Origin of the sequence: Allorhizobium sp. Av2, assembly GCF_021462805.2 — a bacterium.
Taxonomy (GTDB): Bacteria; Pseudomonadota; Alphaproteobacteria; order Rhizobiales; family Rhizobiaceae; genus Allorhizobium; species Allorhizobium vitis_G.
This window is the reverse complement of record NZ_CP192696.1, coordinates 3,787,100-3,800,183: the sequence shown is the minus strand read 5'-3', so window position 1 is coordinate 3,800,183 and position 13,084 is coordinate 3,787,100. Positions and strand designations below refer to the sequence as shown.

At 58.9% G+C, this 13,084-nt stretch carries 10 protein-coding genes and 3 pseudogenes; 4 read left to right on the top strand and 9 right to left on the bottom strand.

The window, feature by feature from the left end; translation table 11 throughout:
* Positions 1 to 411 precede the first annotated feature (411 nt).
* Together FS819_RS17765 and FS819_RS17760 are read right to left on the bottom strand one after the other, a co-directional pair.
* Positions 412 to 585, bottom strand: a pseudogene (locus FS819_RS17765) (MerR family transcriptional regulator); the annotation flags it as partial.
* Positions 586 to 924: 339 nt separating this feature from the next.
* Complete coding sequence (locus FS819_RS17760; protein WP_234624717.1) at positions 925 to 2,325, bottom strand: IS1182 family transposase; 1,401 nt, start codon at positions 2,323 to 2,325, stop codon at positions 925 to 927.
* A gap of 95 nt (positions 2,326 to 2,420) precedes the next feature.
* On the opposite strand from FS819_RS17760, the gene FS819_RS17755 reads away from it, so the two are divergent.
* The 4 genes from FS819_RS17755 to FS819_RS17740 all read left to right on the top strand — a co-directional run bounded on the left by FS819_RS17755 (position 2,421) and on the right by FS819_RS17740 (position 7,111).
* Positions 2,421 to 2,789, top strand: a complete 369-nt coding sequence (locus FS819_RS17755) for a YybH family protein (protein ID WP_156629740.1) — start codon at positions 2,421 to 2,423, stop codon at positions 2,787 to 2,789.
* A gap of 263 nt (positions 2,790 to 3,052) precedes the next feature.
* Positions 3,053 to 3,874, top strand: coding sequence for an LON peptidase substrate-binding domain-containing protein (locus FS819_RS17750; protein WP_156629741.1), 822 nt, complete (start codon positions 3,053 to 3,055; stop codon positions 3,872 to 3,874).
* A 146-nt stretch (positions 3,875 to 4,020) separates the two neighbouring features.
* Positions 4,021 to 5,874 carry an ABC transporter ATP-binding protein gene (locus FS819_RS17745; RefSeq protein WP_156629742.1) on the top strand — a complete coding sequence of 618 codons (1,854 nt, stop codon included), beginning with the start codon at positions 4,021 to 4,023 and terminating at the stop codon, positions 5,872 to 5,874.
* Positions 5,875 to 5,953: 79 nt separating this feature from the next.
* Positions 5,954 to 7,111 carry a M20 aminoacylase family protein gene (locus FS819_RS17740; RefSeq protein WP_156629743.1) on the top strand — a complete coding sequence of 386 codons (1,158 nt, stop codon included), beginning with the start codon at positions 5,954 to 5,956 and terminating at the stop codon, positions 7,109 to 7,111.
* 168 nt (positions 7,112 to 7,279) lie between these two features.
* Here FS819_RS17740 and FS819_RS17735 read toward each other — a convergent pair.
* The 7 genes and pseudogenes from FS819_RS17735 to trbL form a co-directional block, all read right to left on the bottom strand.
* Positions 7,280 to 7,722: pseudogene (locus FS819_RS17735) on the bottom strand (DUF1403 family protein).
* Positions 7,682 to 8,040: pseudogene (locus FS819_RS17730) on the bottom strand (DUF1403 family protein). Before FS819_RS17730 ends, FS819_RS17735 begins: the two co-directional pseudogenes overlap by 41 nt.
* Before the next feature lie 171 nt (positions 8,041 to 8,211).
* Complete coding sequence (locus tag FS819_RS17725) at positions 8,212 to 8,457, bottom strand: DUF2274 domain-containing protein (RefSeq protein ID WP_156629744.1); 246 nt, start codon at positions 8,455 to 8,457, stop codon at positions 8,212 to 8,214.
* Positions 8,454 to 9,674 (bottom strand): TraB/TrbI/VirB10 family type IV secretion system protein, encoded by a 1,221-nt coding sequence (locus FS819_RS17720; RefSeq protein ID WP_156629745.1) that lies wholly within the window; start codon positions 9,672 to 9,674, stop codon positions 8,454 to 8,456. Before FS819_RS17720 ends, FS819_RS17725 begins: the two co-directional genes overlap by 4 nt.
* Positions 9,671 to 10,711, bottom strand: a complete 1,041-nt coding sequence (trbG, locus tag FS819_RS17715; protein ID WP_156629746.1) for a P-type conjugative transfer protein TrbG — start codon at positions 10,709 to 10,711, stop codon at positions 9,671 to 9,673. Before trbG ends, FS819_RS17720 begins: the two co-directional genes overlap by 4 nt.
* Positions 10,708 to 11,397, bottom strand: coding sequence for a conjugal transfer protein TrbF (gene trbF, locus FS819_RS17710; RefSeq protein ID WP_156629747.1), 690 nt, complete (start codon positions 11,395 to 11,397; stop codon positions 10,708 to 10,710). The genes trbG and trbF overlap by 4 nt, the downstream gene beginning before the upstream one ends.
* The gene (gene trbL / locus FS819_RS17705) at positions 11,397 to 12,788 is read right to left on the bottom strand and encodes a P-type conjugative transfer protein TrbL (RefSeq protein WP_156629748.1); all 1,392 of its coding nucleotides are present in this window, start codon (positions 12,786 to 12,788) and stop codon (positions 11,397 to 11,399) included. Before trbL ends, trbF begins: the two co-directional genes overlap by 1 nt.
* Between the last annotated feature and the right edge of the window lie 296 nt (positions 12,789 to 13,084).

The following is a 13,084-nucleotide window of genomic DNA, read 5'->3' as shown; positions in this document are numbered from 1 at the left end:
CGCTTGGCCTGTCAGGCGCGAGAAGAGGCAGCCATCTCTCACTGTGATGACATAGGCGAGTCGATCAAGGAGGTAGTAACCCTCATACTCGGCATAGAGAGTAAGGTCGATCTTCTGCTCTGTCCGAGGCCTTGCCTGTTCGTAGCGGCGCCACGCGATGGTATCGGAGGAGATATCGGTCATGTTCGTGTCCTTTGCGAGTTTAAGGAGTTCCTCGATCGAAAGGGGGGCTCCTGCGGCAATCTTCGTCCTCAGAGTGTCAACGATGGCTAGACTGTGCTGGGTGCGTCCGAGCTGTTCCTGTAAGGCGAGGTTCTGCATGGAGAGCATGCGGTCAAGATCGGCCGCTTGCCCGGCCAACAGTCGGGCGATGTGTTGCAGGCTCAGGCCCAGGCGCTTCAACGTCAGAATCTCGTTCAGCCGTGCGATTTCGTTGGCTCCATAGAGCCGCCAGTTCTTTCCCGTCCTGCGAGGGCGGATGAGGCCGGTTTGCTCATATAGCCGGAGTGCACGGACAGTGAGGCCAATGCGTTTGGCGCATTGCGCAGCGGTCAACCACGTCTCTTCCTTGATGTCATTCCGCATGAAGCCTCCAAAGTCACGAACCTCATCTAAGGTATGACGTTGGGTACGGCTCAAGCAGAAATTTAAAGAACGTTCTGTAGCGCAACGATTCCGAGAGAATGGTCTCTCTCTTATGTCGCGAAATTCCCGACATTTTTTCGATTTTTATAGCTGACTTTTGCAGCGTTCGAAATTCAAGCAGACCGTGTCAAAAGTCGCTGATAGCTGAATAGCAGTTGTCATAAGGTGGCCTTGGGGATTTTCGGCGCTGCTGGTGCTGATTGGCGCTATGAGCTTTCTTTGGTCGTTCTGGCCGCTTTTTGGCGGGAATGTACTATTTTTGCAGGATATTGGCATCTCTCAGGCCCTGACAGCGGCGATCAGGCCCGGAACGCCGACGAGGGTGATGGCTCTTCGAATGTTATAGGCGAGCGCCGTCAAACTGAATTCACCTCGGACGTTGTGCAGCCTCCGCATTAGGAAAGCGCCCTGGTACATCCACTGTTTGATCGTGCCGAACGGATGCTCAACGGTTTCGCGTCGCTGGTCGAGCACTTCGGGCCTGGCTGCAAGGCGCGCTGCCATCCGATCCAGAACGGCCTCGTTCTCGACACGGCCGACTCGTCGATATCCATGGGTGCAATACGCCTTCAGATCGCAGGATCGACAGGCCTCCCGGTTGCAGTATTCGACAAGCTTCAGGTCGCGGGTTTTCTTCTCATATCGCGGTGAGAGGTGCTGTCCAGCCGGGCAGACGTAGACATCCTTCTCGGCATCGTAGCGGAACTCGTCCTTGGAAAAGAACCCCTCGCGGACGGCGGCTCCTCGCAATGGCTTGGGGACATAGGCGGTGATGCCCGCTTTCTCGCATGCCTCGATATCCTCGACTTTGAAGTAGCCGCGATCGGCAACCACCTCGATCTGCTCAACGCCGAGATTGTCCATCGCCGCCTGCGTCGTCTGCGTCAGCAGTCCCATGTCGACGACCTGACTGCTAACCTCCTGTTCGGCGATCAGCTTGTGCTTCACATCGACGGCAAGCTGTATGTTGTAACCGACGCCCACCTTGGTCATGCGCGCCATGGCGCGGCTATCTGGATCGGTGAGCGATATCTGGTCTTCGCCGGTGCGATCCAGTTCATCGAGCAGAGCCTTGTGGCGGTCACGCTTTCCTTTGATCGCAGCGATCTTCTCAGTGAGGTTTTTTGCTCGGGGTCCGCCGCTTCCGGTATTCTCTTCCTGTGCATCGCCGTCGTCGAGCCGCTTCATGTACTCGGTCAGTCGTTCGTCTGCCTCGCGGATGAACTTTGTCAGCGCCGCCCGCGTGAAGTTGCGGTCCTTGTTATTGACTGCCTTGATGCGTGTGCCATCCACTGCCAGCAATTCCCGGCCGAACAGATCGAGCTGGCGGCACAGGATGATGAACTCCCGGAACACCTGCCGAAAGGCGGCATGATTTACCCGGCGAAAGTTGGCAATGGTCTTGTGATCAGGCTTCAGGTGGCGCAGCAGCCAGATCGCTTCGATGTTGCGATGCGTCTCGGCTTCAAGTCGACGGCTCGACCTAACCCGGTTCAAATATCCATACAGGTAGAGCTTCAGCAGATCGGCCGGGTCATAACCGGGCCGACCCGTCACCTTGGGCTCGACACGCATGAAACCAGACGTCTGCAAATCCAGCCCGTCGATGAAGGCTTCGATGAACCGGACCGGGTTGTCCGGGCCGACGTAATCGTCCACCACTTCAGGAAGAAGCAGCATTTGCGAGCGGTCTGTTCCTGATAAATGTGCCATGGCAAAATATACCATGCAGTCACAAACATCGGAATCCCCAGTCAGCATGAAAGGAGAGCGGTATGCATCCCCAGGACCACATGAAACTTTACGAAGCCAGAGTTAATCTGCGGCGCTTCGATGAGGTTGCCCCGCTTATATCAGCTGAGGCGGTCTTCTGGTTTACCGACGGCACCTATCGCGGGATCGACGCAATCAAGGCTGCGTTTGAAGAGACGTGGCGCAAGCTTCATAACGAGGTGTATTGGCTGGAGGATGTCGACTGGATTGCGGTGAGCCCTACCGTCGCAAGCTGCACATACCGCTTCCGATGGAAGGCCGACATTGATGGGAAAACCTACGAAGGCGACGGTCGCGGCACTACTATATTGAAAAAAGAGGACACGCAGTGGAAGATCGTCCACGAGCACCTCAGCCGCTTTCCAAAATAATCAAGCTACTTTTGACACGGTCTGTGGGATTTTTGCGACGGGAGCGGCTGCGTCCGACCCAAGACAGCCTCTCGCCCAGCCTAAAATTGACAAGCAACAAACCTTCTGCGCACAATCGAAGCCCGGTAGATACAGCCTGCTGCTTGCGCCCCGTCGGGGTACGGTGAATGTATCGAGCCACTTATGGCTCCCTTTGCCCGAACGAACGGGTCAGCAACGCAAGCCCCTGACGCTCTCTGTTCGTTTACGCAAAGGATCATCTCATGCGCGATTTCCGTGATGCCAAAGCTATGGCGAAAACGCTACGCGAAGCGCTTCACGCCAAATCCATCACCTTCACCAACAGTGAGAGCCAGGAGCTCGTTGCTCGAATTCTTGGCTATCGAGACTGGAACGTATTGGCCGCAAGGATCCAAGCGACCCAGTCGTCTGCGACCTCGGTGCAGGCTAACACGCCTTTTCCAGCCGGGTTGGATATTCCCATCGTTCCTATGCGGGACATGGTCCTGTTTCCGCACATGATCTCGCGGATTTTCGTGGCGCGCGACAAAACCCGGCAGGCCGTGGAACACGCCCTTGTCGGCGATCGGCGCATTGTCGTAGTCACTCAGAAGCGCGGTATCGACGATCGGCCCAACACCCTTGATGCCCTTTATCCGGTGGGCGTTATAGCAAACGTGGTCGATCGCCAGACACAGGTAGACGGGACGCTTAAGGTCACAGTCTGCGGGCTTCAGAGAACAGGCATTGTCCGCGTTACCGATGGCGAATTCCTGGCAGCGAAGGCTGCGCCGATTGAAGAGCAGGGCAGCCAGTCGGCGAAAGCCGCCACTCTTTCGAGTGCGGTTCTCGATGCGTACCAGACTTACGCCGATGTCGATTTTTCGGCGCTTCCGCCAGGGTCCAAAGCCCGTTTCGGCCTACCTTCGATCGGCGATCCGAGCCTATTGGCTGACACAGTCGCTCCATTGCTGTCGATCAGTATCGAACAGAAGCAGCAACTCTTGGAAGCAAATGACGTGGTGGTTCGCCTCGAAAGAATCATCGAGTTGATGAACGCTGGCCACCCCAAAGCTGTCGCCTAAAGATTTCTTCGCTTTCACGCGCCAGTCCAGCAACAGTCTCCATCTGCAGAAGGGCCTGCAAAATCGGGCCCTTCTGACCATCGCGCTAGATTCCGTCAACTTAGAGGATACACTAGCCATGCAACTGGGGCGGAAGAGATTTAAAAATGTTTGGCCGGATTTTAAAACTGGATCTTGCGATAAATTGGGGCCGGGTCGCACCGGTGATCGTTCTTTCGGCCGTCGCAGCTGTCCTGCCCGTTGCTGTGCCGCTTCTGCTCGGCCATGCCATCGACGCCGCACTGCAAGGCAAAGGCGTGCTCGAACTCTTGCCGACGCTCGGATTGATACTGGTTCTCGCCATTGCCGGCGCTACTGCGGAACTGTTGACCAATGCACTTGGCGCCAGGGTCGGATACGGAATTTCGTGGGAACTTGCGCGTAAGCTTTATGCCAGCCTGCTTCGGATGCCGCTCCTCAGCTATTTCACGATCAATCCTGGCGTCCTCAACAGCCGGCTGACTAATGACATGCGGATGGTCGATCCACTGTTCGTCTCGATCCCTATTGCGTTCATTCACGGGTGGGCCGGTCTCCTGGCTGTCGCCATCGGACTGGCGTTCATTAATGTATGGTTCCTTGCTGCCTTCATCCTTGTTCCGATCGCACTTCTGGCAGTGCGTTTCGCTGAGGGGAGGATTAATGCAACGATCCGCGAATCTTACGAGGTCAATGCGCGGGTCGCCCTCCAGATCGAAAGCACAACCAGCGGCGATGCTGTCAGCCTGGTCCGCCAGGCACAGGCTACTGAGGCCGAAGAGAGGCGCTTTGCCGATCTAGCGGAGAGGTCGGTCGAGATCGCATCCCACATGGATGTCTGGCGTGCCATGATCGTCGTGGCATACCGGCTTTGCTTCGATCTGATCACCGTGCTGTTCCTAGCAATTGGCGTCTTTCTCGCATCAACCGGGCGTGCGTCGATCGGCAGCGTCGTATCTGCCTTGTTCTTTGTCGGCCTGGTGCGTCAGCCTCTGGGAGAGGTGGTTGGGCAACGTTATCCGTTAATCCGAGCCGGCATGGGTCTCGGCAGGGTGGAGGAAGTTCTGGCATCATCCAACACCGGTCTCACAAACATTGCCGCTACCGCGTGCCGTCACCCGGTAGACGTAACCAAGCCGCAGTTGATCTTCGAGAACGTGGGGTACGCTTATCCCACTCGCGGTGACGTGGCCGTAAAAAGCCTCTCCGAGGTGGCTGCCGCCAATTCAGCTATGAGTGGATTCCTCGCCGGGGTATCGCTGACAAAGTTGGTGGAAGCGACGCCCGTCGAAGAGGCGGGGGATGCGTCATGGGTGCTTGACGACGTTTCCTTCTCGGTTTCCTGCGGCGAGACGGTGGCCGTTGTCGGAGAATCCGGGTCTGGCAAATCCACGATCATCACGCTGGCATGCGGCATCGCCCGGCCGGGGCGAGGGCGTGTTCACGTAGGCGGTGTCGATACCCTCGACATGACAGAAGAAGACGTCTGGAAGTCCGTGTCGCTGGTAAGCCAGGACATATATCTCCGAGATGCGACGCTGCGGGAAAACCTGAACTACGGCCGCGAGGATGCAACCGACGAGGAATTGATCGGCGCTCTGGATGTGGCAGGGCTCGGGGACTTGTATAAGCGGCTCTCGGAAGGGCTCGATACGAATGTCGGCCAGCGCGGAAAACGTTTTTCAGGGGGCGAGCGCCAGCGCGTTGCGATCGCGCGGGCTGTTTTGCGAGACCGTCCGCTGCTAATCCTCGACGAGGCAACATCACACCTCGACACACAGCGCGAGGAAGGCATTCTCGATGCGATCGAAACTGTTGCCAAGAACAAGGCCGTCCTTGTCGTCGCGCACCGATTGTCTGCTATCGAGCGAGCAGACCGGATCGTGATGCTAGACAAAGGTCGGATTGTTGAACACGGGCGGCACGGGGAACTGATAGCTGCGAATGGTCCCTACTCTCGTATGCACCGCGTGACGAGTTAGGATTACAGTCGCGAAAAGCGTGATTGTGCGACGTTCGCGCAAAACTCGGGATTAGGCGACAAGGCAATAGAGGGCTCTTATGGACAGCACGGATTCCGAATACGCAGATGTAGTCGAATGGCGGCGAGATCTTCACGCGCATCCCGAGCTTCAATATGAAGTCCACAGAACGGCGTCGCTAGTCGCTTCTAAGCTTACCGAGTTCGGGTGCGATGAAGTGGTAATGGGCATCGGACAAACAGGCGTCGTCGGCGTTATTCTCGGCCAGAAGCGGACCAGTGGCAAGGTTATTGGCTTACGGGCAGATATGGATGCGCTGCCGATCGAGGAGGAAACCGGCACACCTTGGGCCTCAAAGATTAAGGGTGTGATGCATGCCTGCGGACATGACGGCCACACAGCGATGTTGCTTGGTGCTGCACGGGACTTGGCACGGACCCGCACTTTCGATGGGACTGCGGTTGTCGTTTTCCAGCCGGCCGAGGAAGGAGGTGGCGGAGGAAAAGCTATGGTCGACGATGGCCTCATGGATCGGTTTGGGATTGCCGAAATCTATGCCATGCACACAGAACCGGGCTTGCCGATCGGACAGTTCACCACCGCAAGTGGGCCACTGGCAGCATCTGCTGACGGCTTCAGGATCAAGATTGACGGCAAGGGCGCACATGGGGCATCCCCCCATGTGAGCGTCGATCCTCTGGTGGTCGGCGCAAATATCCTTTTAGCACTCCAGACAATTGTTTCCCGCAACGTCCATCCTCGCCAGTGTGCCGTCGTCACTGTCGGCTGGATGGCGGGCGGCAAGGCTGGGAATGTCATTCCTCAGTCGGCCGAGATGGGTGGGACGACCAGAACGTTTGACCCTGCCACCAGAGATATGATCGAGACGCGCCTGACCGAAATCGCGAAAAAGGTTGCCGAAGCCTATGGGGCGAAGGCAACGGTCACTTACAAGCGGATGTTTCCGCCAGTCGTGAACCATTCAAGTGAAACTGCCTTCGCGGTGAGCGTGGCAAGATCATTGGTCGGTGACCGGAATGTCAACGCCAGTATGGAGCCGCTGATGGGATCAGAAGATTTTGCGTTTATGCTCGAAGCCCGTCCCGGCAACATCATGCTCATTGGAAATGGGGATGGCGCATCCGTTCATGACGCACGGTTCGACTTTAATGATGAAGCCATCCCGTTCGGCATCCAGTATTTCAGAGGAATAGTGGAGCGCGGCATGCCTCTCTAAATTAGAGGATCGAAGCTTCCCTTTGTCGCGGAAATCCTAAATTTGTAGCTGCAAAAGTCGAGCTTGTTAATTTTTCGTGTGAATTTGATCCATTTTTTCATTTCGCCGTGATCCACTCAGGCCGAGTAAAGTTGTTTGCGGACAATTCACTACACCGGATCTGGTGGGCTAATGCGAAATGAAAAAACGGGGCAAAGCCTGTTGAAACTCAACAGCGGAGCGAAGGGCGGCGTCGACGCCATCGGCCAGCGCCGGGCAGATCGCTTTGGGATACGCCGGCTCCCCGGGTCGAACGCGGCCTCGACCGCCGCCGATCGTGCGGAAGGCCGGGCCAAACCGTTCGGGGAGCAGCAGCGGCACGGGTTTCGGCAGTTGAGCTTTTGCGCCAAGATGAGATCGGCGAGCCCCAGTGCCAGCGCTTCGGCATCCGGGCAGGCAACGCAAATCGCCGCTATAAGGTCCGCCGCGACGAAAGGCGCTGCTTGCCCGGACTGATTTGCAGAATCGACGATTGCGGGAATCGAGGCAAGGCTGTCGTGCCAAGCGATCCCCAAAAGCCCGGCAAGCTCCTTAACGAAGGGTGTGGTGATTGTCCCAGATCGACGCGCCACCAATCGTGTTGCCAAAAAGCAGGTTGCCGCCCGGGCCGGGATCGTCGCCGGCGGCTGTTAGCAGAACCGCATCCCGGATGGCGGCGTCTCCCTCGTTCCGTCCGAGCATCCGAGCGGCGACGGCGACCGATTTGAGTGCGAGACGATCGCACCAGCAGCCGAGCCAGGGCGAGTCAGATCATCAGGTGATTTCAAGCCGATACCAGCGGCGAAGGCGGCGTCGGATTCGCTGATGTCACGGCCGCGCACCAGCGCCCAGCTCGGCAGGCGGGGTGACCAGTTAGCTGCCGTTGCGACGAAAGGTGCGCGCGAATCCATGGCGCAGAGCATAGTTCATGCGCGCGCTTTGTACCATCAAGATCACACTGAACCGCACGCCCTGTCGTGATAGAATTATGTCCGATAATCTTGCCTTATCAGACCATTAACTCCTTGACGTGATCATATGCCTCCTATGATTTGAAGTCACCAGATGTTCGCTCCAACCAATCACTTCGCTACAATACTCTTATACAGGCCGTCACGCTTCGCCTTTGCGAACCCCTTGTCCGTAGCCATGAATCTCTGGAGCATCGGAGCAACGAGTTTGCCTGGATCGGGTGGAGCGTCTTCGCCGACGGCGCGCCCGAGAATAGCAGCATACGCCTGCAAATCCCGGAACACCGGCGCTGGCAATTCGATGGTAATCTTGATGGGCTTGTCGTCTGGAATAGCAGACAGCTTCAATTTGGTCATGTCGGTTCCCTCGTCGTTCCATAGGGTTTCATCACCAGATCGCGGTTGACGATCACACGCACCGGGAAGCCCGGCCGGATCGTCAGCGTCGGCTGAATGTTGAGCTGGCGACCAACGATCTGCTGGCCGACGTCGGACACGCTGTCCTGGGCACTCTCGCGGATGGCGCGAGCGATGTCGCTTTCGTCATCTGACGAGAGTTCCGTACCTATACCGAGCAGCGTCGAGAGCGCGGCGGCCTTGAACAACTGCCCCCAGTGATAATCGACTTCGTCCTCGAGCCCGGAGAACCCTTGAGTGTCGGCGCCCTGCAGCCGCTCCAGCACAATGGAAGAACCGTCCGGCATGATGAGGCGGTTCCAGACCAGCAGCACACGGCTCTGCCCGAAGGCAACCTGACTGTCGTATTGACCGATCAGGCGTGCGCCTTGCGGAATGAGGAGATACGAGCCGGTGGGGCTGTCATAGACGTGTTCCGTCACCTGCGCGGTGATCTGGCCGGGCAGATCAGACTTGATTCCAGTGATCAGGGCCGCGGGAATGACGGTGCCAGCCTGCACGACATAGGGAGATGCCTTCTCTTGTACCCTATCGGCGCTCACCGTGCGCCGGTCAGTCTCGCCGTTGAGGAAGGTGAGCTTGCGATCCTGCATGTTCTGCGCGGAACCGCCGTCAAGCGGCGGCGTCTCGGACGGAATCGGCAGACCGGTGGCGGAATCGACACCGGAGGCAGGTGCTGTGGGGGATCCGATCACCTGGCTTCCCGTCGTCCTCTCGCCACGACTATCGGTGAACAGCTTTGCCAGGCGGGCAGCTTCGATCTCGGCAAGGCGGCGCTGCTCCTCGGGATCGACGCGCGGCGTCTGAATGCCGGGTGTTGCGACTGGCCTCCCTTCCTCCTGCGCACGCAAAATCGGCCGACCGAGATCTCCCGGAAGGGCCGGACCAAGCTTCGGAATGCTGGTATAATCTCTCGGCAGACCGGCCAGGCCATCGGCCGGCGTCGCGTTGTCGGTGTTATAGAGTTCCGTCGCAGACTGGTTGCCGCGCCGGTTCGTATCGAGCGCCCAGAATAGCGCCGCCGCAATGGCGATACTGGCCACGCCGCCAAGACCGATCAGCACCTTGCGCGACAGCCGCGTGACGCGTCGCGGCTCGGGCCGCAGGCGCAGTTCGGCCTGAAGGCTCGCGTCAGGTGATTTTGCAGACCCTGTCATCGGCTGCGCTCCGAGGAGAACAGCGTGGTCCGCTTCACTACTGATCGACCATCGGTACGGACGATGCGAACACGCTTCTGGCTGTCCTTGTCGCCAAGCCGGAGTTCGGCAGCAGCGAACAGCCGATCGACGACATAATAGTTCTGACGGGCGCGGTAGTTGACCAGTTCGGAATTGCCGGACGGTCCGATCACGAACAGCGGCGGCATTTCGCCCTGTCCGATGCCGGAGGGGAACTCGATGTAGACTTTTGCGCCATCGTCGAAGGCGCGCATCGGCCGCCAAGGTGCTGTGTCGCCTTCGATGCGGTAACGGAAGTTTAGCTTCGAGATGTCGATGCCGGTGGCGACGGATTGCGTCTCTGCCGCTCTCGCATTCTGCCGTCGCAGCGCGATCAACTGGTCCTGCGGATATTGCCATGAGACCGATGCCATGTAGGTCGAAGGTGTGGAGCGCAGTTCCAGATGATAGGTGCGTCGATCGGTGTTGATGACCAGATTGGTCTGGAGATCGGCCCGCGTCGGCTTTACCAGGATATGCACCTGCTTTGAAGCTGCCGTGCCGCTTTCGGTATCGCCGATGATCCAACGCACGGTGTCGCCTGCCGCAACAGGGCCGGAGCCGACCAACTGTTCGCCGGCCTGGAGGGCAATGTCCGTCACCTGTCCCGGTGCTGCATAGACCTGATAGAGCGCGCCGCCCGAGAAGGGATAGACCTGCACGGCGTTGATGAAGCCGTCGCGGACCGGCTGGATGCGGGCAGCTTCGTTGGCAGCGCTGATCCGGGCCTTCGGATCGACGGATTCTGCCTTCGCCTTCTCCCCGTTGATTGGCTTCAACTGGCCGGGCAGCGGCAGGGGCTTCGGCAGCTCGACCACCTTCACCCGGCCTACCGGATCGGCATTCAGCACGGCCGGTGCCGCATCGTCGTAGTCGATCTCCGGCGGAATGTACTTTTTCGCGCAGCCCGCAAGCGCCGATGCGGATAATAGCGTTGCCAGCAGCAGTGATGCACTTTCCCTGTATGCCCCCTTCATTGCGAAAGCTCCTTCGACCAGTTGATTGCGTTGACGTAGACACCGAGTGGGTTGGCGCGCAGCTTTTCAGCGGTGCGCGGTGGCTGGACCCCGACGGTCAGAATTGCGGTCCAGCGTTCGGTGGTGGAAAGCTGGCCGTTCTCAAACTGCCGCTCGGTCCAGGCGATGCGGAAACTGTCGGGCGAAGCGCGGATGACGCTGGAGATCTCGACGGCGATCTGGCTCTTGCCGACCTTCGTGAAGGGGTCGTTTGCACGCGCGTAGTCGTTCAACGCGATCGCCCCGCGATCGGTGGTATATTCGTAAGCGCGAAGCCAGTTCTGCCGCACAATGACGGGATCGGCCGGGATACTGCGAACCTGTTCGATGAAGCGGGCCAGGTGCCAGGCGATCTGTGGATCGGTCGGCCGATAGTCGGTCACAGCAGAGGCAACGGCCTGCGCCTCCCCGAACTTGTCGATCTGCACCACCCATGGCACCACAGTCCCACGCGTCGATTGCCAGACCAGCGCCGATGCAAAACCGCCAGCCAGAAATAGAGAGCCGAAGGCCATCAGCCGCCAGTTTTTCGCCTGCACACGGGCGGACCCTATGCGCTCGTCCCAGACCTGCGCGGCCTTCTGGTAGGGCGTTTCAGGTTCCGGGGTCCGTGCGTAGCGCACGGAAGGTCGCCTAAAAATGTTCATCAACGGTCATCCTGATTGAGAGAAACGGACATGGATCCGCCGCCGTGATCCGCGGAGCGGACCGTATGGGCGGCTGTGCTGACACCGTGACTGACGGTGCTGCTCCGCTTCATGCGCTGTGCCCATTCGGGCGGGGCCGAGGAAGAGACGTCAGAGCCGGAGACGGTGGCGGAGCTTGCGGACTGCGAACCGGCAAACGATGGATCGTTGGCGGCTTCGGCCACACCGGCACCGACGTCGTTCTTGCCGCCGGTTGCCTTCCACGCGCCTGCCTGCCCGGACCTATAGCTGGCGCTCATGGATTGTGATGCGCCGGACGCCATGGCCCTGCCCTTGTTCATCGCAAGACCAGCGCCTGCTTTTGCGACACCGGCAAAACCGGCAGCACCACCGCCGGTCCCGGACGATCCCACAGATGCTTCACTAAGCCCGTAAGCGGTCCTGGCGCCACCAGCGAGTGTTGCCCCTCCCCTTGCCGCACCGCCGGCAGCACTTGCGGCAGCACCCAGCCCAGCTTTGGCCCCCATGTAGCCTGCGGCTCCCAGACCGGCCGCGGCAAGGCTCGTTCCGACGGCAGCACCCGCACCAAGTTGCGGAGCGCCGGACACCAGGCCACTGGCGATGCCGGGACCGAATATCGACAGGCCCATCAGCGAAAGCGCGCCCAACACCAGCGACAGTGCTTCGGTGACGGTCGGCTGTTCGGAAAAGCCGGATGTGAACTCGTCGAACAGGCCGGAGCCGATGCCCACGATGACGGCCAGCACCAATATTTTGACGCCGGAGGCGACGATGTTTCCGAGTACCTTTTCGGCGAGGAAGGATGTCTTGTTGAACAGTGCGAAGGGGATCAGGACGAAGCCGGCGAGCGTCGTCAGCTTGAATTCGATCAGCGTGACGAAAATTTGGATGGCGAGAATGAAGAAGGCGACAAGAACGATGATCCAGGCGACCATCAGCACGAAGATCTGCACGAAATTCTCGAAGAAGGCGATGTAGCCCATCAGATCGCCGGCGGCCTCAAGGATGGGATTGCCGGCATCGATGCCGACCTGCGCGACGCGACCGGGCTGCAACAGTTCCGAGGCTGACAGACTGGAACCGCCGGCCTTGAGACCGAGCCCGGAAAAGCTTTCGAAGACGATGGCCGCGAGCTTGTTGAAGTTGCCGATGATGAAGGCGAAAAAACCGATATAGAGCGTCTTCTTAACCAGCCGCTGCAGCACATCCTCATCCGCGCCCCATGCCCAGAACAGACCGGCCAGCACGATATCGATGACGATCAGGGTTGAGGTCAGGAAAGCAACCTCTCCGCCGAGCAGGCCGAATCCGCTGTCGATATAGGCGGTGAAGGTTTCGAGGAAACGGTCGATGATGCCGGTATTGTTCATGCGCGTTAGGTCCTTATCAAAGAAAGGAGTGCTTTGATTTTATTGTCGTTTCTGATCTCGTGGGGTGAGAGACCCTGCACGCCGTGTGACGCAACATGCGGCGATAAGCAGATGGGTGAGGCAAACCGGGTGCTTCCGGGGAGCCGTAAATCAGCAGAACCCATCAAAGCCGGACGGGCGGGGACTTCCGATCCCGTGAGCGGTCCGGCCAGCAAGCCTGCCATGGCGAGGGAAACCGAACCGATGGCGGACGCCTCGTCAGACACTGGAACTCGCCAACTCGGAAGTAGGCGGGT

Coding starts and splice junctions, on each gene's coding strand:
- FS819_RS17760 (WP_234624717.1), bottom strand. CDS start 2,325: ATGCTGCTTCTTCCTGAAGTGGTGGACGATTACGTCGGCCCGGACAAC.
- FS819_RS17755 (WP_156629740.1), top strand. CDS start 2,421: ATGCATCCCCAGGACCACATGAAACTTTACGAAGCCAGAGTTAATCTG.
- FS819_RS17750 (WP_156629741.1), top strand. CDS start 3,053: ATGCGCGATTTCCGTGATGCCAAAGCTATGGCGAAAACGCTACGCGAA.
- FS819_RS17745 (WP_156629742.1), top strand. CDS start 4,021: ATGTTTGGCCGGATTTTAAAACTGGATCTTGCGATAAATTGGGGCCGG.
- FS819_RS17740 (WP_156629743.1), top strand. CDS start 5,954: ATGGACAGCACGGATTCCGAATACGCAGATGTAGTCGAATGGCGGCGA.
- FS819_RS17725 (WP_156629744.1), bottom strand. CDS start 8,457: ATGACCAAATTGAAGCTGTCTGCTATTCCAGACGACAAGCCCATCAAG.
- FS819_RS17720 (WP_156629745.1), bottom strand. CDS start 9,674: ATGACAGGGTCTGCAAAATCACCTGACGCGAGCCTTCAGGCCGAACTG.
- trbG (WP_156629746.1), bottom strand. CDS start 10,711: ATGAAGGGGGCATACAGGGAAAGTGCATCACTGCTGCTGGCAACGCTA.
- trbF (WP_156629747.1), bottom strand. CDS start 11,397: ATGAACATTTTTAGGCGACCTTCCGTGCGCTACGCACGGACCCCGGAA.
- trbL (WP_156629748.1), bottom strand. CDS start 12,788: ATGAACAATACCGGCATCATCGACCGTTTCCTCGAAACCTTCACCGCC.